Origin of the sequence: Acinetobacter tibetensis (genome assembly GCF_023824315.1) — a bacterium.
In the GTDB taxonomy this organism is placed as follows: domain Bacteria; phylum Pseudomonadota; class Gammaproteobacteria; order Pseudomonadales; family Moraxellaceae; genus Acinetobacter; species Acinetobacter tibetensis.
Genome location: NZ_CP098732.1, coordinates 2,554,210 through 2,572,590, shown reverse-complemented (window position 1 = coordinate 2,572,590; position 18,381 = coordinate 2,554,210). Strand labels below are relative to the sequence as shown.

Below are 18,381 nucleotides of genomic sequence, written 5' to 3'. Positions count from 1 at the left end.
AAGAAAGAGACTTTAGGGTCTCTTTTTTATTAATTACAATAAAAAAATAAAAAAGATTGGGGCGAATTATGTTTATTGAGGGGAAGATTAAAAACTACAATTCAGAACGTGGTTTTGGGTTTATTCGTGCCACAGATGAATCGGAAGATATTTTTTTTCATATTAAAGATTTCCCAAGCTGGCACATTAAGCCCAATGAGGGAGAACAGCTCAAATTTCGCGTAATCGAGGAACAGGGGAAGTTTAGAGCCTCAGATATTGTGCGTTTAGATCTAAAGCCAGAGAATGATTACTCCCTGATGGAGCAGCATAGCTTTGTGTACCAGACCATTCCGATTTCAGAGAAAATCATTCTGCCAAAGAAATCGGTATCACGCTTAAAATATATCATCTTGTTGATGCTTATTTTATTGACTGGATTGGGTTTTGTCGGCTATCAAAAAGTTCAGGATTATCGTATAGCAAAACAATTGAAAGCAGAACAATTGATACAACAACAAAAAAGAATTGTAGAACAGCAGCGAGAAGCATTGGGGAATTTACCCGACCAAATTCTTTCAACGCAGGGGATGAAAAATTTGGATAAAGTAGGTTATGCGGTTAATGTTCAGCAGGTGAGTACAGCATCCTCCTCTGGCTTTACAACGACTCACGGTGCAAAGGTACAAAAGGGTGAACAGCTTGCTCATTTCAAATGTGACGGGCGTACCCACTGTAGTCAAATGCGATCTTATGATGAGGCTGTATTTTTCTTGAGAAATTGCCCAAATACACAAATGGATGGCAATCACGATGGTGAACCGTGTGAGAAGCAGTTTGGAAGATAAATTTTGGAATAAAAAATGCTCCATGTGAGGAGCATTTTTAACGATGAAGGTGATTAACCTTCGCAGAATTTCATAAAGGCTTTTAAACCTGGTCCTTGATACTTTTGGCGATGCACCAACATGAATAAAGGTCGTGAAAGTTGCCAGAACGGTGTTTTCAGTACCACCAAATGTCCTTTTTCTTGTAAAGGTTCAATCGCGAGTTTAGAAATACACGACATGCCTAAACCACCCGCAACAATTTTAAGAATCGCTTCGTTATGTCCAAGGGTGAGACGAATATTGGCATCTGGCAAGTCTTGCAAAATAGCATTATCAAAAACTTCACGGGTACCTGAGCCTTCTTCACGTAGAATCCATTCTACATTGTCAAAGTCTGCAGGACTGAGTTCACGATTTAAGCGTGCAAGAGGATGGTTCGGTGCACAGCACACCGCCAATTCATCATCACGCCAATGGATACATTGTAATTGAGGTAAATGACATGAACCTTCAATTAAAGCGAGATCTAATTGGAATTGATTCACTGCTTCAATCATTTGGCGCGTATTTCCAACCTGAAGTTGTAAATGTGCCTGTGGTTGAATTTGTAAAAAACTGGCCATGAGGTCAGGCATTAAGTAGTCGCTGATGGTTAAGGTTGCCCCTAAACGTAAATCGATACTTTGTAATTCACCTTTTGCTGCTTGTTCAAAGGCTTCACAGCGGCCTAAAATCTCAAGCGCTTGTGGCAATAAAAAACGACCTAAATCATTCAATTGCAGACGTTTGCCTAAACGGTCGAATAGCGGAGCCCCTAAACCATCTTCTAGATCTGCCAGTGCCATACTTGCAGCACTTTGAGTCAACTTCACCGCGTCGCTGGCTTTGGTCACGGTGCCTTCTTGAGCGACTGCTACAAAAACAGCCAATTGGCGTAAAGTCATGCGCATGAATGTAGCCTTAACATTTAAAAAATATTAATAAATTATGCTGTCATGCTAACATGAGCACAGTCTTTGATGCCACGTCGAAATCATGTCAATTGAAAAATTTAGCGTAGAAAAGGTTTTATCTGTACAGCGTTGGACCAATACTTTATTTAGTTTTACCATGACACGGCCTGCGCATTTTAAGTTTACCGCAGGACAATTTGCCCGCATTGGCTTAAAAGTGGGCGATGAATTGGTCGTACGTGCTTATTCAATTGTGTCTTCACCCTTTGATGAAACCTTAGAATTCTTTTCAATTGTGGTGCCAGATGGAGCATTTACGTCTAACTTGCAGCATTTACAAGTGGGCGATGAGCTGTATTTAGAAAAAATTCCTTACGGATTTTTGACCTTGACCCGTTATCAATTGCCTTTACCACAGGATTTATGGCTATTGGCGACAGGCACGGGCTTGGCGCCTTTCGTTTCTATGTTGCAAGACTTCGAAACGTGGAGCAAATATCAAAAGATTCATTTGGTTTACAGTGTTCGTACGGCTTCAGAGCTTGCCTATGGTGAACGCATTCAGCACATTGCAGCAACTTTCGGAGAAGGGCATACAGGTTTTAAATTTGTGCCGATTGTGACCCGTGATCCGCAAGCCGTGTTGCATGATCGTTTGCCGATATTGATCGAGAATGGTGCATTGGAACAGGCAGTAGGCTGCCCATTTAATCCTGAGACCAGTCACGTGATGTTGTGTGGTAATCCACAAATGGTGGAAGATACCAAAGAAGCATTAAAAGCACGGGGTTTAACGATGAATCGCCGTGGTGAAGGCAATATTGCGGTCGAAAATTATTGGTAATGAGCCGCGTTGTAGCGGCGCAAGAGCATTTAAAGCAGTACACGGACGGTTGCTGTCGTGTAGGATTGCCTTTCATGGAGATGTTTTTAGTGCACAAACATATCCATGAAATCACGAATTTCATAAATCGCACTGTCTAAATCTGTGCTGAGCCAAATGGGTTCAAACAAGCCTGCATAATATTCCAGACGGTCTTGTGGAACCACCAATCGCACAGGACATTCCTCTTCCAGTAAGCGCCAAGGCAGAATTGGAACTTCATTGTCTAGGAATGCTGCAATATTGCGAATATCCACAATCATTGCATTCACGCACTCTGGAAAAGGCATGACTGAAAATTCTTCAGTGCGACGACGGAAATATTCTAAATCACCCCATTTCAGCACATAGCTGGGTTTGGTAAATTCAATAATACCAATCAGATGCTGATCACGTGTGTAGTGTAGTGAACATTGATGGGTGACGTCGGTGTCAAGATCAAGTGTGACACTTTGTTGACTATACGCCATAAAGATTAGGAGCATTTAAAATGAGGTGGATAATTATACTCTAATTTCGCTTTAATGCGGCAGATTGGTTACATATTCTTTGATGTGCGCTTAGCATGTCACCATGCTTGGAACTACGCTAAAAGGCTTCCTTTTCTTAAGTTAAATAACCCGAATCGCGGATAAGAAATTGACTTGAAAAATAAAGGAACTAGAGCCATCAGTTGAGTTACCACACCAAACCTAAAGCTCTAGTCCTAATGTTCAATAGTACCGAATTATTCTGCGTAATTGATGATTTCTTTCTTAAATTTGAAGCAACTTATTGGAAATTTCTCAAACAAAGTCGTCACTCCGTAAGAATTCGCCCAGCTCAATTGAGTCTCTCAGAAATCAATTTTATCGCCATTTGGTATAAGTGTTCTCATATCAACAATTTCAAAGCATTCTTTTCATGGTTGAAACAGGATAAAAATCATTTATTTAAAAGTTTACCCTGCTACCAACGGATGATTCACCTCATCAATATGCATCAATTGGCGCTACATGCTTTACATGTCGCCTTAATGAAAGGCCAACGCAGTCAATATTTATGGGTTGATTCAACCACTTTACCAGTCTGTAAAAATCAACGGATTCAACGCCATAAATCATTAGCCAAAATTGCATCACGTGGTAAAAGCTCGATGGGCTGGTTTTATGGCTGTAAATTACATATCGCGATGAATCAATTGGGTGAAATAGCATGTTCTGCTTTATCTAATGGACATGTGGCTGACATAAAAATGGTTGAGCATTTAGTTGAAGGCTTAGAAGCAAAGCTTTATGCAGATCGTGGCTATATCGGCCAAGAATTAAAAAGCAGATTAAAAAATCAAGGGATTGATTTAATTACCTATCATCGAAAGAATATGCAGTCTGTTCAACTCTGTGCATCAGATGAATATCACTTAAAACAGCGTAATAAAATAGAAACGTTATTCAGCTTATTGAAAGGCCAATACAATTTAGTGACGAGTAAAGCTCGTAGTATTCATGGATTTCTAAGTGGGATTTACGCATCGTTATGCGCATATCAATTAACCCATCGAAATAAGCCGAAAATTCAAATTATGGAATCATTGGCTTAAACAGGATTCGGGTTAAATAAGCTGCTGTTTTTATAAATAAATACAAATCATTTTGAACGAAAAGTCAAAATTGGTATGGCTTATGCATTTGTGTTTAGCATCAAGCGAGGGCGAGGTGCTTATGTCAAATGTTAAAAGTGTAGTTGCAGAAGTCAATTCAGATCATCATTCCAATACAGAATATTTTGCTCAACGCAAACTCAAACAAGGCGCTGTCGGATGGCTATTACTGATTGGGCTAGGCGTTGCCTATGTTATTTCTGGTGACTTTGCAGGCTGGAACTTTGGCTTGGCACAAGGTGGATGGGGTGGGATGTTTATTGCCACCATTGTTGTCGCGATCATGTACTTATGTATGTGCTTAGCCATGTCGGAAATGTCGACCATGTTACCTACAGCGGGAGGAGGTTATAGTTTTGCCCGTACGGCTTTTGGACCTTTGGCTGGATATTTAACGGGCACAGCGATCTTGATTGAATACGCGATTGCACCTGCGGCAATTGCAGTATTTATTGGCGCTTACTGTGAATCCTTGTTTGGGATTGGCGGATGGTTTGTGTATTTACTTTGCTATCTGTTTTTTATGGGCATTCACCTTAAAGGTGCAGGGGAAGCCTTAAAAATTATTTTCGTTATTACCGCCGTGGCTGCCGTAGCATTACTGGTTTTTATTGCCGCCATGTTGCCACACTTTGACAGCCAGAATTTACTCAATATTCCTGTCAAAGCCGATGCAGTTGGGGCAAGTGCATTTTTACCTTTGGGCTATTTAGGTATTTGGGCGGCTGTGCCTTATGCCATCTGGTTTTTCTTGGCGGTGGAAGGTGTGCCTTTGGCGGCAGAAGAAGCCAAAGAACCACATAAATCTTTACCGCGTGGTTTGATCGGTTCAATGCTGATTTTAGCCGTGTTTGCCTTAGCCATTTTATTTTTGGGTGCGGGTGCCGCAGGCGCAGATACCTTAAAAGAGTCTGGTGCACCATTGGTGGATGCGTTAAAAGTGGTCTATGGCGAAAATACGTGGTTGGCAGGCTTTGTTAATTTCGTGGGATTGGCAGGTTTAGTTGCGAGTTTTTTCTCGATTATTTATGCCTATTCACGTCAGATTTTTGCCTTATCTCGAGCAGGCTATTTACCCAAGAAACTTTCATTAACAAATAAAAACCATGCACCGCATTTAGCCATCATTATTCCTGGTGTGATTGGGTTTATGCTGTCTTTATCAGGCGAAGGTGATTTGCTGATTTTGATGGCAGTTTTTGGTGCCACTATTTCTTATGTACTGATGATGATGGCGTACATCAAATTAAAAATTGCCAAACCGCATATGCCACGTCCTTATAAAGCACCTGGTGGAATTGTTACCGCTTCGATTGCCTTAGTTTTAGCCGCTATTGCGACGGTTGCAGGTTTCGTGGTGGATCCGAAAGTGTGGTTTATGGCAGCCGCAATTTATGCGGTGTTTATTCTTTATTTCTTATTGTATAGCCGTCATCATTTGGTGGCAGGCACTCCAGAAGAAGAATTTTCCAATATTCAGGCAGCAGAACAAGAACTCAATACCTAAGGAGTCTGGGCAGTGATCTATCGGATTGATGTTGCACATCAACATTATGTTTTTTCAGATTTAAAAACACTTATGGCAAAGGCGACACCTGAACGTTCGGGTGATCAGCTTGCAGGGATTGCCGCGCAGAATGCAACAGAGCGTGTTGCTGCGCAAATGTGTTTGGCAGACGTACCACTCAAACAGTTTCTGAATGAAGCGCTGATTCCGTATGAACAGGACGAAGTGACCCGACTGATTTTAGATGAACATGATGCAGCGGCATTCTATCCAATTTCCCATTTTACAGTGGGAGACTTACGCAATTGGTTGTTGAGTGCAGATGCCACCACCGAAAAATTGACCGTGCTACAAGCAGGGTTAACGCCAGAAATGGTGGCTGCCGTCAGCAAGATTATGCGCAATCAGGATTTAATTTTGGTGGCAAAAAAATGCCGCGTGATTACCCAGTTCCGCAATACCATTGGCTTAGAAGGACATTTATCCACCCGTTTACAACCGAATCATCCCACCGACGATGTTTTGGGCATTTCCGCCAGTATTTTGGATGGGCTGATGTATGGTAATGGCGATGCGGTGATTGGGATTAACCCTGCGACCGATAACTTGCAAAACCTGTCTGAACTATTAAAGCTGCTCGATTACATTATTCACGAATATGATATTCCAACCCAATCTTGCGTGCTGACGCATGTAAGTTCAGGTATTCAACTTGCGAATAAAAACGTTCCGATTGATTTGATGTTTCAATCAATTGCAGGGACCGAGCAAGCCAATAGCGCCTTTGGGATTAATTTAGCTTTACTGCAAGAAGGCTATGACGCTGCACTCAGCTTGAAGCGGGGAACCGTAGGGCAAAATGTGATGTACTTTGAAACAGGTCAAGGCAGCGCGCTGTCGAGTCAAACTCATCATGGGGTAGATCAACAAACCATAGAAGCCAGAGCTTATGCGGTGGCGCGTAAGTACAAGCCATTTTTAGTCAATACTGTGGTGGGTTTTATTGGCCCTGAATATTTGTATAACGGTAAGCAAATTATTCGTGCGGGCTTGGAAGACCACTTCTGCGGAAAATTGCTTGGCGTCCCAATGGGCTGTGATATTTGCTATACCAATCATGCCGATGCAGATCAAGATGATATGGATGTTCTGCTCACTTTATTAGCCAATGCAGGCATTAACTTTATTATGGGCATTCCAGGTTCAGATGATGTGATGTTGAATTATCAAACTACATCGTTCCATGATGCTTTATACATTCGTCAACTTTTAGGACTCGCGCCAGCACCTGAATTTGCCTATTGGTTAGAGCAGCAAGGTATATTAAAACAGCAATGTTCAAAGCTGGAATGGCCACAACACATGCCTGAAAAATTCTCACGTTTGCTGATGTCTTAGTTTGAGGAGATATGGATGAAGCTACATTATGATGTTCAATATCCACAGCAATTTGAACAAAACAGTTGGGAACAACTGAAACAGTTTACCGATGCTCGAATTGCCTTGGGGAGAACAGGCGGAAGCCTTCCAACTCGTCCTCTTTTAGAGTTTCAATTGGCGCATGCCCAAGCCAAGGATGCTGTACTAAAACCTCTTGATATTGAATTGTTAAGCCAGCAATTTGAGCAGCAGAGTCTGGCTTTTGTACAAGTCTGTAGTTGTGCAGTTGATAAGGATACTTATTTGAAACGTCCAGATTTGGGGCGGGAACTTTCAGCGGCTTCACGGCAAATGCTCACAGCAATGCAATCCGAGCAAACACAATATGATGTATTAATTGTTGCTGGGGATGGCTTATCTGCACGTGCGATTGAAGATAATGCGGTGAGTTTTATCTCGAAAATATTAGATGCATGTGCCCAGCAAGGTTGGTCTGTGGCACCTATCATGGTCGCAACGGGCAGTCGAGTTGCTTTGGGAGATGAAATTGCCCAAATCTTAAATGCACAAATGTTGGTGATGCTGATTGGAGAACGTCCAGGTTTGAGTTCTCCAGATAGCATGGGGATTTACTACACGTGGCAAGCTCAAAAAGGCTGTCATGATGCCATGCGTAATTGTATTTCTAATGTGCGCCCAGCAGGTTTGGACGAAGTGACAGCGGCACAACGCCTGATTGCCCTGATGTCTAAGTCAAAACAATTACAATTTTCTGGTGTAAATTTAAAGGATGAACACGAAATGGTGATTGAGCAGGGGCAGCCACAATTACTGCATGGTATTTTCTAAAAGAGCGATATCATGCTAAGTCAAAATAAAAGCTAAGCAGCTCGTTCTATAGATAATTTACAAGCGCTCACGATCAAATAATGCTTTGTCACACAACTTCATACTTTTTGTTGTTAGTATAAAAATTCAACAAGGAATGAATTGAGTGAGGGGAACATGGTACATGATTTCAATAAACCGCCTCATGTCACGAGTGCTGAAGAAATAAGACAAAAAAAACGCTTACCAGTGTACATGCTAATCTTAGTGGGTATCTTTTTCTTGGCACTTGTGGTGTATATGCTTTCAAGCGGAACGCCAAGTTAAGAATGTGCAATGGGGAATGTCTTTGAAGCAATACTCGAAGACGGGGGTTCGATGCAATGATTCAAGTTAAATTTGCTTGAGTTGAAATGAATAATTTAACTGAATGATGTCTATAAAATAAAAGCTCTGGCTCAACAAGCTAGAGCTTTTTTGCTATTGGAATGTGCCCTTTTGTTGTAATTCTGCATATGGTTATTGATTAAAAAAAATACAAATTTTAAGGTAATGAAGTACCTCCATACCTTTATGAATACAACAATCAAGCTCCTGATGGAGTTAGTCATTAACAGAAATAAGAAGAGGGAATAGACATGAATGAGTTTTTTGAAGGGGGAATGAGACCCCCTGAAATGAATGGGATGTATTATTGGGATCAGTTGCATCCGATTTTGTCTGCTGTTGCTATTTTGCTTATTGGTTGGGTGATTGCTTTAGTGATCGCCGCTGCGGTGAAGAAAGTATTATCTAAATTAGGCACCAATCAAAAGCTTTCTGGTGCAACAGGACATCGTTCCAATATTGAAAATATCGTGTCTAGAATAGTCTTTTGGATTGTATTGCTTATCGCCGTAATTGGTGCATTGAATGTTTTGAATCTGACCAGCGTCAGTGGTCCATTCAGTAATATGATTCAGCAGTTCTTGTTATTTATTCCTCAACTTTTGGCAGCGACAGCAGTTGCTTTTATTGGCTGGATTTTTGCCAATTTAGTGAAAGTTGGGCTGAAGAAATTACTGGATCGAACTCAGCTCGATGAAAAACTAAGTGAAGATGTTGGTGTCAGTCCTATTAGCCAAAATATTAGTGAGATTGTTTACTGGCTGATTCTATTGCTATTTTTACCGATTGTTCTGTCGATTTTAGGTTTAAATGGTTTGCTGTTCCCAATTCAAAATATGTTGAATGAAGCCATTTCATATCTACCGAATTTGTTTATTGCCATTGTGATTGTATTTGTCGGCTATATTTTGGCAAAAATTGTTCGAGGTATTCTGGAAGGATTGATACAAAGTTTAGATCTGCAAAAGCAAGTGCAAAAAATCGGATTGTTTAAGAGCTCGAATTTAGCTCATGTATTAGGCTCATTTGTATTTGCCATTATTATTATTACTGCCTTAATTATTGCATTTGAAGTCTTGGGTATTAATTCAATTTCACAACCCGCAACGGCGATGTTGTACGAAATTATGAATGCAATTCCGCAGATTATTGCGGCTGGGCTAATTTTGATTATTGCTTATGTGGTTTCGCGTTTTGTAGCAAATCTGGTGGTGGATGTAATCTCTGGGACTGGAGTGGATAATATTCCTGCCAAACTCGACCTACAGCGTTTTTTAGGCACCACGAAAATTTCATGCGTGGTGGGTTATCTGATTGTATTTTTTACCATGCTGTTTGCGGTGTCCGAAGCAGCCAATCGTTTGGGTTTAGAGCAAGTTAGTATACTGATTTCCATGTTTATCCAGTTTGGTGCCAATATTCTATTAGGTGCTGTCATTTTAGTAATTGGATTTTGGTTGGCCAATTTGGTGGCAAATATTGTACAACGCGGTGAATATCAGAGTTCACTTTGGTTAGCCAGTTTGGTTCGTGTGCTCATTATGGGATTGGTGGTTGCCATGGGCTTAAGAGCGATGGGAATTGCTGATTCAATTGTGAACTTGGCTTTTGGTTTAACTTTGGGTGCTGTCGCTGTGGCATTTGCACTCGCATTTGGGTTGGGAGGTCGTCAACCTGCGGAACGTATTTTGACTGACTTGATTGATTGTGCGAAAAAGCAGGCGAAACAACCCAATCCGCAACCGAAAACGTCGAGTCCGATGGCATCTACACAGGTCAAGGAACAAACCGCTGCAACATCACATACGGATCAGGTTGTTCCAGATGATCTATTGGTCGACCCTGAGCATAAGCCTTTGAATAACCCATACGGCTCTACAGGTGAAGCTGAAGAGGATGTTGATATTCAGCCCAAAGATGACCCAGAATAACGTGTTGAATTTTGTCGAGATCGATCATGCTTAGACTGATCGATCTTATACATGAGGAAAGATGATGAAGAATAAGGCACCGAATAAGATTATTGCCCCAATCATTATTGCGGGAATTACTTTCGGATTTTTAGTGAGTGCGTATAAATTTATTTTTGCACAGCATTCGGCACATCCTAATGCTAATGAAGCAGAGGATTCAACAAAACAGAAGGACTAATACTTTATGCTGAGAGAGTCGCATTTTAAATTTTATTGTGTTATTGATATAAAATATTCAGCATCATTTAGTATTTAGTTTAATACTGCTGACATATTTCTGAATTAAATTTTTAGAACTAAAAAGATAAAACGAAAGGAATTCCAATGTTAAAATTCTTGTTGACACGTTTAAATGTATTGACTGATACAGAACACAGTTTAGATCAAATGCAAAAAGCCATTCAGCGTGTGCATGCGAATCCGCAAGTACATTTATTGCGTACCGACTATTTAGAATAACGGATGAGATTTCAGTCTATTGATGATAGGTTGGCTCAAATAAAAACAGGCAGTGCAAATTTACACTGCCTGTTTTTCATATAAAACGATTAAACATATTCCGATGCTGCATGTGCAGATGACCATGCCCATTGGAAGTTAAAACCGCCCAAATGTCCTGTCACATCCAATATTTCACCGACAAAATACAGGCCTTTTTGCTTTTTACTTTCCATGGTTTTCGATGAAACCTCAGTGGTATCTACACCACCTAAAGTCACTTCAGCGGTACGGTAGCCTTCGGTTCCCGATGGTTTGACTTCAAATGCATGCAAGCGCGTTGCGATGTGTTCAAGTTTTTCATCCGACAACTGACCAATTGCGGTTTCAGCCAGTTCAGGCCAAATCAGGTTTTGCAGTTCAATCACTACACTTTTAGGAAAATGTTCGCCAAGTAAAGTGCGAATCAGGGCTTTGGGTTGACTGTGTTTTTTCGCTTTTAGGTAATCTTGTAAATCTATGCTTGGCAAGAAGTCAATTTTGAAGCTTTGCCCAACATCCCAATAATTCGATAGCTGTAGTGAGCTTGGACCACTAAGTCCTCGGTGGGTAAATAACAAGGCTTCGGTGAAAGAATTTAAATCATTCGATAAAGTCGCATCGACCGCGTTGCCACTTAAGCGTGTGGTCACTTCTTTAAAGCTGTCCGAGAAGGTGAAAGGCACTAAACCTGCACGAGTTGGATAAACATGGTGACCAAATTGTTTTGCAATCTCATAACCAATGCCTGAACCACCTAAGGTTGGAATAGATAAACCACCTGATGCGATCACTACAGATTCGGCTTCAAAATAACCCAGTGTTGTGGCAATTTGAAAACCTTGCTCATCGAGTGCGGTGATGGCTTTCACTTCACAGTTGGTTTTAATATCAACCAAACCTGTTTTTTCACACTCACTCAATAGCATGGCTAAAATCTCTTTAGCACCATTGAGGGTGAAGAGTTGACCATGTTTACGTTCTTCATATTCAATGCCGTACTCACAAACGAGACCAATAAAGTCCCAATTGGTATAGCGGGTCAGGGCTGAAATCACAAAGTGCGGATTATGTGAAATAAAGTTGCTTGGCTCGACATACAGATTGGTAAAGTTACATTTACCACCACCCGACATGAGAATTTTTTTGCCGACTTTATTGGCTTTTTCCACCACTACCACTTTCCGTCCGCGTTGAGCTGCCATATAGGCTGTCATTAAGCCAGATGCACCTGCACCTAAAACTAAGACATCATATTGATTTGCGGACATGACACACTCACGGGAGAATAAAGCAGGGCATTATAGACCATCTTTTTTGCTTTTTCAGGACTATCTAAAGCGCGGCTAAACGACCTTGAAGCCCACCTGAATGAATCACCAAAATACGATGACCCGTTGGAAATGAACCTTGTTGAATCAAATCGGTTAAACCCAACAGCATTTTGCCTGTGTAAATTTGTTCCAGTGGAATCTGATAGCGCTGCTCAAAGTCTTGAATAAATTGCAGTAGTTCAGGCGTGGTTTTGGCATAGCCCCCACAACAATATTGATCGGTAATTTGCCAATTCCGTTTTGGGGTGAGTTGTCCGACCTCTGTGCTTAAGAAATCGCCTTTGAGCGCGGAGAAGCCCAAAACGTGCTGTTGTGAATGACTGGCTTCAATCAGACCTGCAATGGTGCCACCTGTCCCCACGGCACAGCAAATCAGATCGAAATTTTGTCGATCTTTATCAGAGATAATTTCTGTGCAGCCTAGAATGGCGAGGGGATTCGTCCCTCCTTCAGGAATCACATAATAATCAGGGTAGTCTTGTTGTAACTGTGCTAAGTAGGCTGGGCTTTGCTTTAGTCGATAGGCTTCACGCGTTACAAACTGCAACTGCATACCAAATTGTTGCGCCGTATTTAGAGTTGGGTTTAAGGGTTTACTGGCCAGCTCTTGACCTCGAATAATGCCTAAACTTTCAAATCCAAATAACTGCGCTGCATAGGCAGTTGCGGCAATATGATTGGAATATGCTCCGCCGAAGGTCAGCAGTTTTTTATAGCCTTGTTGTTGTGCTGCCAACAGGTTGTATTTGAGTTTAAAAAATTTATTACCTGAAATGTGTGGATGGACCAAGTCCAAACGTTTGATGCTGATCTCAAATCCTTCGACAGTAATCTTCTGATAAGGAATAGTTTGGGCAATTTGGTCAAACATAAGATTTTTATCAACTTGGCTTAGAGCATAGTGTAAATGAAAATGAATTGTTTCTGCACAAGATTAATGCTGTACAGATTGGGTATCGACCGAACTAATTACGGACATGCCAGGACGTAAGTTTTCAATACTCGTTTGATTTGGATCAATTGCAATACGTACTGCAGCGTTGTACCACTTTGGTAAAGTTGCCCGTATTTTTGGCGGGTTTTATAAGACGCCGCCAAGATAACTTTTTTCAATACATTGGATAAATATTTACATCGAATTTTGGTTGGCTTAAATCATTCATATTATTGTTTTAACTATGAATAATTGATGTTTTTTAAAATAAAGAACATACGCGCAGAACCATCATGTGGATGGATAAAAGTTGTAACAAAGTCGATAGGATTGGAAAAATAAAAGTGCTATGCTGAAAGAACAATAAGAACGAAAAAGAGGGGATGTGATGAACAAAATATCCTTGATACTGATCTGTATTATGGCAGGGTTGCTCACAGCTTGTGATGCAAAGGATGATCTGAATAAACCTCAAACGATGGTTAGAACCATGGTCATTGGGGGTGTCCCTGTGGCTGATCATGATTATAAGTCGATAGCTCGTGATCAAACATCCCACGTCGATCATTCGCAACCTTAGTGTTATCGGATCTTGATGAATTTCACTAAACTTTAGAAGGCAATAGTGATTCAAAACAGATTAAATAAAAAAAGAGCATCTGAATGACGCTCTTTTTTTAATTCAAGTCATTAGTGGAAAACTGCTTCTAAAGCCTTTAATCCAACTTTAGGATCGAGTAAACCATTATAAATCTCTGGGATTTCACGTTCGACCCCAAAGAATTCATAAATGGCTAGCATTGCCCCACGAACTGAATATTCGACGGTAAAGACCACATCATCTTCAATTTCTACAAATTGCCCTAAGAATGCAAAATTCTGTGATCCTTTTGGAATCACGAAAGGACGATCCCCAGGTTTACGGCAGGCAAATAGGGCAGAGGCATACGGCATCATGACCGTTGTGACATTGGTGGTTGCCAAAACATGATCCAAAATATCGTCAAACCCTAACTGTTTGATCAGCTCCGTTAAAATTTCTTGACCAGTGGCTTCAGACATGGGTTTTTTGATGTAATCGCCAATATGATCTATTTGGAAACCGTAACCCCAGAGGGTAAAACTACCTTGTGGTAAATTGGCAAAGTGGGGTTGTGCAGGAACCACAATGGATAAATGCCAACCTGATTCAAACCATGTCATTAATGCACCTGTGCCGGGTTCGTTGCCTGTATAGTCAACAATCCGTTTTAGTAGCACATCATCTTTCATGGTCAGCGTGAAAGACTCCCATTTGTGTTCATCCACATTGCCATAGAAGCTCATAGGTCGGCCAAAATCAGGTGCTTTTTTGGAAAGCGTTTCCCATAAACGCCAGCCATGATCTTGGCGATCTCGAATTAATGCAGGAATATCATCGTTACTGCCATAACGTGAGTCGGCAGTGATTGAACCTAAGGTAAAAATGGCAAGATCATGCTGCTGTAGTTCTATTTCTTCTTTACCTTCAGGTAATTTGACATAAAGTTTGGTCGCACGACGCTCTTGTGTGGTTTCATCCGTACTAAAATCTGCATCGGTGACATAGTTTCCAAAGCGCACATCAACGCCTTGTTCAACTAACCAACGCTGTAAAGGCAGAATCATCGAATCATATTGATTATATTTGGTTCTTTTTACGCCAGCCAAAGTATGAATGCGAGGCAGTTCTTGAATAAAGCGCAAGAAGTAACGTCTTAATTCAGCCGCACTATGCCATTTTTGAAAGGCAAAAGTCGTTCGCCACATGCGCCAAAAATTACTTTGGAAAAAAGAGTCATCAAAAAACTCATCAATACGACGGCTGCCAATGCGCTCTTCTTTTGATGCTAATAAGCGTAACATTTGTGCGCGATGTAAATTGCTTAAACCTAATTTTTCCGCATCTAAAATATTGTGCTTGGCATCAATTAATCGTGCATTGGCGTGGGTTTTCACTTTCTCATTAAACTCACGACATTCTTCCCATACAGAAATGTCTGGATTTTCTAAAGAGGGAATAGTCGAAAATAAATCCCATAAACATAAATAGGTTTCATCGGTCAGCATCCGTCCACCACGCGTAACCCATGCATGTGCAGCTTCAGGTGTTGCACCGCCATCCATGGAGCCACCCGTAATATTTAATTCTTCTAGAATATGAATGTTTTTGGCAGGGACTTGTGCATCACGAATGGCAAAGGCTGCTGCCGCCATACCTGCAATGCCACCCCCAACGATCCAGAGATGTGTTTGTTTGGCGTCGAATGTTTTTTTATTCGGCATGATCAACCCTCTTGTGTCATTTTTATCAGAAAGTAAAATAAAACCATATTTTTAGTATGTGATTGTTGGTGTAAAAATACTAGGAAAGAAATGTGAAAATTTAATGTGAAATTTTGATTAAAAAAATGATTTTATGGAGAAAAAAGTAATTGGATTAAAATGTAAAATTCCTGTGTTATAATTTTAAGTATATGATAATAAATATTATATTGAATAATTACTCTAATTGAGACTGTCTTTGGGGAATTAAGAAATACTTTACATGTGTATTTAAATAATAGCCTTTAACACGGCTGAATCCATTTGAATTATGCGATTTAAAGCATTTTTTATTGCGCTAAGCATATTTTTTGATAGGTTTTGGTGCAAATTTTGTCTAAAATGACGCACCCATTTTTATCCCAATGCATCGAGGTGCGCTTTGGAATCGCTCATTATATTAGGTTCAATTACCTTAGCTTTAATGTTAGGCGCAATTAGCCCCGGGCCAACCTTTATTTATGTGGCGAAAAACTCAATTGCGATTTCGCGTAAACATGGTTTGTTTACCGCATTGGGTACAGGAACAGGCGCCGCGTTGTTCGGTTTATTGGCAGTGATGGGTTTACAAGCCATTCTATTAGCAGTGCCTTCGGCGTATCTCGCTTTAAAAATCTGCGGTGGTATCTACTTACTTTGGCTGGCATTTAAAATCATTAAGCATGCAAAAGAGCCCATGGAAACTACGAATGGTGCAGCAGCTCCAATGAGCTATAAACAAGCGTACCGATTGGGTTTAATTACACAAATGAGTAATCCAAAAATTGCGATTGTGTTGGCCAGTATTTTCACTGCTTTATTGCCAAAAGATATTCCTACCTATTTTTATGTGGTATTACCGATGCTGTGTTTCTTTATTGATGCAGGTTGGTATTCATTGGTGGCAGTTGCCTTATCGGCAGAAGGTCCACGTAAAGTTTATTTAAAATCGAAAGCGATTTTTGACCGTGTAGCGGGTGGGGTCATGACCTTACTTGGGTTAAAACTGATTTTTGGAATGAAGTAATACCTTTATAGAACAACAATATTTAATTTTGTATATGTAACCAGAATGTAACTTGTTATAATTCCACTGATTTTTAATAAATATCAGTGGGATAACTCTTGAAGAAAATTATTTTTACAGCAGTATTTAGCGCTTTAACATTATCTGCCTGTTCAACAACAGAAACCTCAAAAACAATTCAAGCACCACAAGTGACAGCGGCAGTGGCGACAGTCAAATATACGGGAACTAAAACCCCTGTTTCTGTAGGGAAGTTTGACAATCGCTCGAGCTACATGCGGGGCATTTTTTCAGACAATGTTGACCGTTTAGGTGGTCAAGCGAAAACCATTTTAGAAACGCATTTACAGCAATCAGGCTATTTCTCTGTCCTAAACCGCGACAACCTTACTGAATTACAACAAGAAGCTGGCTTCACCAAATCTTCTCAAGCCATTAAAGGCGCACGTTATGTATTAACAGGTGACGTGTCTGAATTTGGTCGTAAAGAAGTCGGCGATCATCAGCTTTTTGGCATATTGGGGCGTGGTAAAACTCAAATTGCTTATGCCAAAGTGAACTTAAATATTGTGGATGTGAAAACAGCAGAAATTGTCCACTCTGTGCAAGGTGCAGGTGAGTATGCACTGAGTGAACGTGAAATCTTAGGTTTTGGTTCTACCGCTTCATATGATTCAACTTTAAACGGTAAAGTATTAGATTTGGCTGTACGTGAAGCGGTCAATAATTTGGTATTGGATATTCAAACCAATAAGTGGTCTACGCAGTAATTGGTTTGAATCAATGAAAAAAATCATATTAGTTTTAGGTGCAATCTGCACCATGACTTTGGTGGGCTGTGTTTCAGCGCCAAAATCACTCTACAGTTGGGGCGAATACCCGCAGCAAACCTATTTGATGTTGAGTCTGCCGGAAAAGACTTCTCCACAAGAACAGATTGGCAAACTCGAAAAAGATATTGAAAAAGCCAAAGCTAAAAATGCAGCAGTGCCTCCAGGCTTGTATGCGCATTTGGGTTTATTGAACCTAAATATCAATAATGGGCCACGTGCTGTTCAGTATTTTGAGCTTGAACGCCAAACCTACCCAGAGTCGGCAGTATTAATGGATCGTCTTTTGAAAAAAATGACCGCTCAATCTACTGTTGGGGGGGCAAAGTGAAAAATTTTAAAAAACTATGCGTACTTGGGCTTGCAGCGACCTTGCTTACGGGGTGTGTTACGGCACCAAAAAGTAAACGTGATTTATCTGTATATCATGCCAATATGCCAAAATCTATTTTGGTATTGCCGCCTGTAAATGAGTCACCCGACACACGGGCAACCTATGGATATTGGTCTACTGTAACTTTACCTGTGGCAGAAGCAGGTTATTACGTGTTTCCCATTTCTGTGGTGGATACGCTATTTAAAGAAAATGGTGTAACCAACGGCTATGATGCGCAGCAAATTCCAATTCAAAAACTTAATGAAATCTTTGGAGCGGATGCTGCACTGTATATCAAAGTCAAAGAATATGGTTCTAAGTATCAGGTGATTCAATCTGTTTCGACCGTCGCGGTCGAGGCGAAATTGGTGGATTTAAAAACTGGGGCATTATTATGGGAAGGTCAGGAAAAAATCCAACAAGCCAATAATAATAGCAACGCGGGGTTGGTGGGGATGTTGGTTGGTGCTTTGATTGACCAAATTTCAAATCACCTATCGGACAAAGCCTATGTGCTTTCTAACAGTGTGAGTACGCAGTTATATGCTCCGCAGTTGGTACAGCAGAAAGGTTTATTATATGGGCCGCGTTCTCCGAATTTCGTACAAAATTCGATGAGCTCACAGCAGTAAAAAATAATCCCCTCTCATGAGGGGATTTTTATGATTCAACCTGCTTATAGGGGGATGATTTTTCATCCTCAGCCCTTTTGGAACAGTGTT

19 protein-coding genes and 1 pseudogene are annotated in these 18,381 nt (G+C 40.7%); 14 read left to right on the top strand and 6 right to left on the bottom strand.

All coding sequences use genetic code 11. From position 1 onward, the window contains the following. The first annotated feature begins 68 nt into the window (after window positions 1–68). A complete protein-coding gene (locus M5E07_RS12480; protein WP_252219636.1) occupies window positions 69–827 on the top strand; it encodes a cold shock domain-containing protein in 759 nt (252 codons plus the stop codon). A gap of 53 nt (window positions 828–880) precedes the next feature. Here M5E07_RS12480 and gigC read toward each other — a convergent pair whose 3' ends face one another. Continuing rightward, a complete protein-coding gene (gene gigC / locus M5E07_RS12475; RefSeq protein WP_116762511.1) occupies window positions 881–1,759 on the bottom strand; it encodes a LysR family transcriptional regulator GigC in 879 nt (292 codons plus the stop codon). A gap of 85 nt (window positions 1,760–1,844) precedes the next feature. Between gigC and M5E07_RS12470 the strand changes: the two genes are divergently transcribed. Then, the gene (locus tag M5E07_RS12470; RefSeq protein WP_252219634.1) at window positions 1,845–2,606 is read left to right on the top strand and encodes a ferredoxin--NADP reductase; all 762 of its coding nucleotides are present in this window, start codon (window positions 1,845–1,847) and stop codon (window positions 2,604–2,606) included. A gap of 86 nt (window positions 2,607–2,692) precedes the next feature. Here the strand turns inward: M5E07_RS12470 and M5E07_RS12465 are convergent, their stop codons facing one another. Continuing rightward, the gene (locus tag M5E07_RS12465; protein WP_116762515.1) at window positions 2,693–3,115 is read right to left on the bottom strand and encodes a hypothetical protein; all 423 of its coding nucleotides are present in this window, start codon (window positions 3,113–3,115) and stop codon (window positions 2,693–2,695) included. A 239-nt stretch (window positions 3,116–3,354) separates the two neighbouring features. Between M5E07_RS12465 and M5E07_RS12460 the strand changes: the two genes are divergently transcribed. The 7 genes from M5E07_RS12460 to M5E07_RS16340 all read left to right on the top strand — a co-directional run bounded on the left by M5E07_RS12460 (window position 3,355) and on the right by M5E07_RS16340 (window position 10,818). Further along, window positions 3,355–4,224 (top strand): IS982 family transposase, encoded by an 870-nt coding sequence (locus M5E07_RS12460; protein ID WP_252219631.1) that lies wholly within the window; start codon window positions 3,355–3,357, stop codon window positions 4,222–4,224. 121 nt (window positions 4,225–4,345) lie between these two features. Further along, complete coding sequence (gene eat, locus M5E07_RS12455) at window positions 4,346–5,791, top strand: ethanolamine permease (RefSeq protein ID WP_252219628.1); 1,446 nt, start codon at window positions 4,346–4,348, stop codon at window positions 5,789–5,791. Window positions 5,792–5,803: 12 nt separating this feature from the next. Next, window positions 5,804–7,189 carry an ethanolamine ammonia-lyase subunit EutB gene (locus M5E07_RS12450; protein WP_252219626.1) on the top strand — a complete coding sequence of 462 codons (1,386 nt, stop codon included), beginning with the start codon at window positions 5,804–5,806 and terminating at the stop codon, window positions 7,187–7,189. A 15-nt stretch (window positions 7,190–7,204) separates the two neighbouring features. Next, window positions 7,205–8,020 (top strand): ethanolamine ammonia-lyase subunit EutC, encoded by an 816-nt coding sequence (eutC, locus tag M5E07_RS12445; RefSeq protein WP_252219624.1) that lies wholly within the window; start codon window positions 7,205–7,207, stop codon window positions 8,018–8,020. 617 nt (window positions 8,021–8,637) lie between these two features. Beyond that, the gene (locus M5E07_RS12440; protein ID WP_252219622.1) at window positions 8,638–10,317 is read left to right on the top strand and encodes a mechanosensitive ion channel; all 1,680 of its coding nucleotides are present in this window, start codon (window positions 8,638–8,640) and stop codon (window positions 10,315–10,317) included. Window positions 10,318–10,381: 64 nt separating this feature from the next. Then, window positions 10,382–10,537: a hypothetical protein gene (locus tag M5E07_RS12435; RefSeq protein WP_416253323.1), complete on the top strand. Its 156-nt coding sequence runs from the start codon at window positions 10,382–10,384 to the stop codon at window positions 10,535–10,537. A gap of 146 nt (window positions 10,538–10,683) precedes the next feature. Further along, window positions 10,684–10,818 (top strand): hypothetical protein, encoded by a 135-nt coding sequence (locus M5E07_RS16340; protein WP_265735818.1) that lies wholly within the window; start codon window positions 10,684–10,686, stop codon window positions 10,816–10,818. 89 nt (window positions 10,819–10,907) lie between these two features. Here M5E07_RS16340 and M5E07_RS12430 read toward each other — a convergent pair whose 3' ends face one another. The 3 genes and pseudogenes from M5E07_RS12430 to M5E07_RS12420 all read right to left on the bottom strand — a co-directional run. Beyond that, window positions 10,908–12,107 (bottom strand): BaiN/RdsA family NAD(P)/FAD-dependent oxidoreductase, encoded by a 1,200-nt coding sequence (locus M5E07_RS12430; protein WP_252219620.1) that lies wholly within the window; start codon window positions 12,105–12,107, stop codon window positions 10,908–10,910. Between the two features lie 64 nt (window positions 12,108–12,171). Beyond that, on the bottom strand, window positions 12,172–13,041 hold the full coding sequence (locus M5E07_RS12425) for a 1-aminocyclopropane-1-carboxylate deaminase/D-cysteine desulfhydrase (RefSeq protein ID WP_252219618.1): 870 nt from the start codon (window positions 13,039–13,041) through the stop codon (window positions 12,172–12,174). 63 nt (window positions 13,042–13,104) lie between these two features. Continuing rightward, window positions 13,105–13,252 (bottom strand): annotated as a pseudogene (locus M5E07_RS12420) (HlyD family secretion protein); the annotation flags it as partial. Between the two features lie 240 nt (window positions 13,253–13,492). Here M5E07_RS12420 and M5E07_RS12415 point away from each other — a divergent pair. Next, window positions 13,493–13,684, top strand: a complete 192-nt coding sequence (locus tag M5E07_RS12415) for an NF038215 family lipoprotein (RefSeq protein ID WP_252219616.1) — start codon at window positions 13,493–13,495, stop codon at window positions 13,682–13,684. 110 nt (window positions 13,685–13,794) lie between these two features. Here M5E07_RS12415 and M5E07_RS12410 read toward each other — a convergent pair whose 3' ends face one another. Next, the gene (locus M5E07_RS12410) at window positions 13,795–15,408 is read right to left on the bottom strand and encodes an oleate hydratase (RefSeq protein WP_252219614.1); all 1,614 of its coding nucleotides are present in this window, start codon (window positions 15,406–15,408) and stop codon (window positions 13,795–13,797) included. 463 nt (window positions 15,409–15,871) lie between these two features. Between M5E07_RS12410 and M5E07_RS12405 the strand changes: the two genes are divergently transcribed. From M5E07_RS12405 to M5E07_RS12390, 4 genes are all read left to right on the top strand, one after another. Then, complete coding sequence (locus M5E07_RS12405) at window positions 15,872–16,453, top strand: LysE family translocator (protein WP_171304982.1); 582 nt, start codon at window positions 15,872–15,874, stop codon at window positions 16,451–16,453. 98 nt (window positions 16,454–16,551) lie between these two features. Continuing rightward, window positions 16,552–17,223 carry a CsgG/HfaB family protein gene (locus tag M5E07_RS12400; RefSeq protein ID WP_252219611.1) on the top strand — a complete coding sequence of 224 codons (672 nt, stop codon included), beginning with the start codon at window positions 16,552–16,554 and terminating at the stop codon, window positions 17,221–17,223. A gap of 13 nt (window positions 17,224–17,236) precedes the next feature. Next, window positions 17,237–17,614, top strand: a complete 378-nt coding sequence (locus tag M5E07_RS12395; RefSeq protein ID WP_116762535.1) for a DUF4810 domain-containing protein — start codon at window positions 17,237–17,239, stop codon at window positions 17,612–17,614. Further along, complete coding sequence (locus tag M5E07_RS12390) at window positions 17,611–18,291, top strand: DUF799 domain-containing protein (RefSeq protein WP_116762537.1); 681 nt, start codon at window positions 17,611–17,613, stop codon at window positions 18,289–18,291. Before M5E07_RS12395 ends, M5E07_RS12390 begins: the two co-directional genes overlap by 4 nt. The last annotated feature ends 90 nt before the right edge of the window (window positions 18,292–18,381 follow it).

Coding starts and splice junctions, on each gene's coding strand:
- M5E07_RS12480 (WP_252219636.1), top strand. CDS start 69: ATGTTTATTGAGGGGAAGATTAAAAACTACAATTCAGAACGTGGTTTT.
- gigC (WP_116762511.1), bottom strand. CDS start 1,759: ATGCGCATGACTTTACGCCAATTGGCTGTTTTTGTAGCAGTCGCTCAA.
- M5E07_RS12470 (WP_252219634.1), top strand. CDS start 1,845: ATGTCAATTGAAAAATTTAGCGTAGAAAAGGTTTTATCTGTACAGCGT.
- M5E07_RS12465 (WP_116762515.1), bottom strand. CDS start 3,115: ATGGCGTATAGTCAACAAAGTGTCACACTTGATCTTGACACCGACGTC.
- M5E07_RS12460 (WP_252219631.1), top strand. CDS start 3,355: ATGTTCAATAGTACCGAATTATTCTGCGTAATTGATGATTTCTTTCTT.
- eat (WP_252219628.1), top strand. CDS start 4,346: ATGTCAAATGTTAAAAGTGTAGTTGCAGAAGTCAATTCAGATCATCAT.
- eutC (WP_252219624.1), top strand. CDS start 7,205: ATGAAGCTACATTATGATGTTCAATATCCACAGCAATTTGAACAAAAC.
- M5E07_RS12440 (WP_252219622.1), top strand. CDS start 8,638: ATGAATGAGTTTTTTGAAGGGGGAATGAGACCCCCTGAAATGAATGGG.
- M5E07_RS12435 (WP_416253323.1), top strand. CDS start 10,382: ATGAAGAATAAGGCACCGAATAAGATTATTGCCCCAATCATTATTGCG.
- M5E07_RS16340 (WP_265735818.1), top strand. CDS start 10,684: ATGTTAAAATTCTTGTTGACACGTTTAAATGTATTGACTGATACAGAA.
- M5E07_RS12430 (WP_252219620.1), bottom strand. CDS start 12,107: ATGTCCGCAAATCAATATGATGTCTTAGTTTTAGGTGCAGGTGCATCT.
- M5E07_RS12425 (WP_252219618.1), bottom strand. CDS start 13,041: ATGTTTGACCAAATTGCCCAAACTATTCCTTATCAGAAGATTACTGTC.
- M5E07_RS12415 (WP_252219616.1), top strand. CDS start 13,493: ATGAACAAAATATCCTTGATACTGATCTGTATTATGGCAGGGTTGCTC.
- M5E07_RS12410 (WP_252219614.1), bottom strand. CDS start 15,408: ATGCCGAATAAAAAAACATTCGACGCCAAACAAACACATCTCTGGATC.
- M5E07_RS12405 (WP_171304982.1), top strand. CDS start 15,872: ATGTTAGGCGCAATTAGCCCCGGGCCAACCTTTATTTATGTGGCGAAA.
- M5E07_RS12395 (WP_116762535.1), top strand. CDS start 17,237: ATGAAAAAAATCATATTAGTTTTAGGTGCAATCTGCACCATGACTTTG.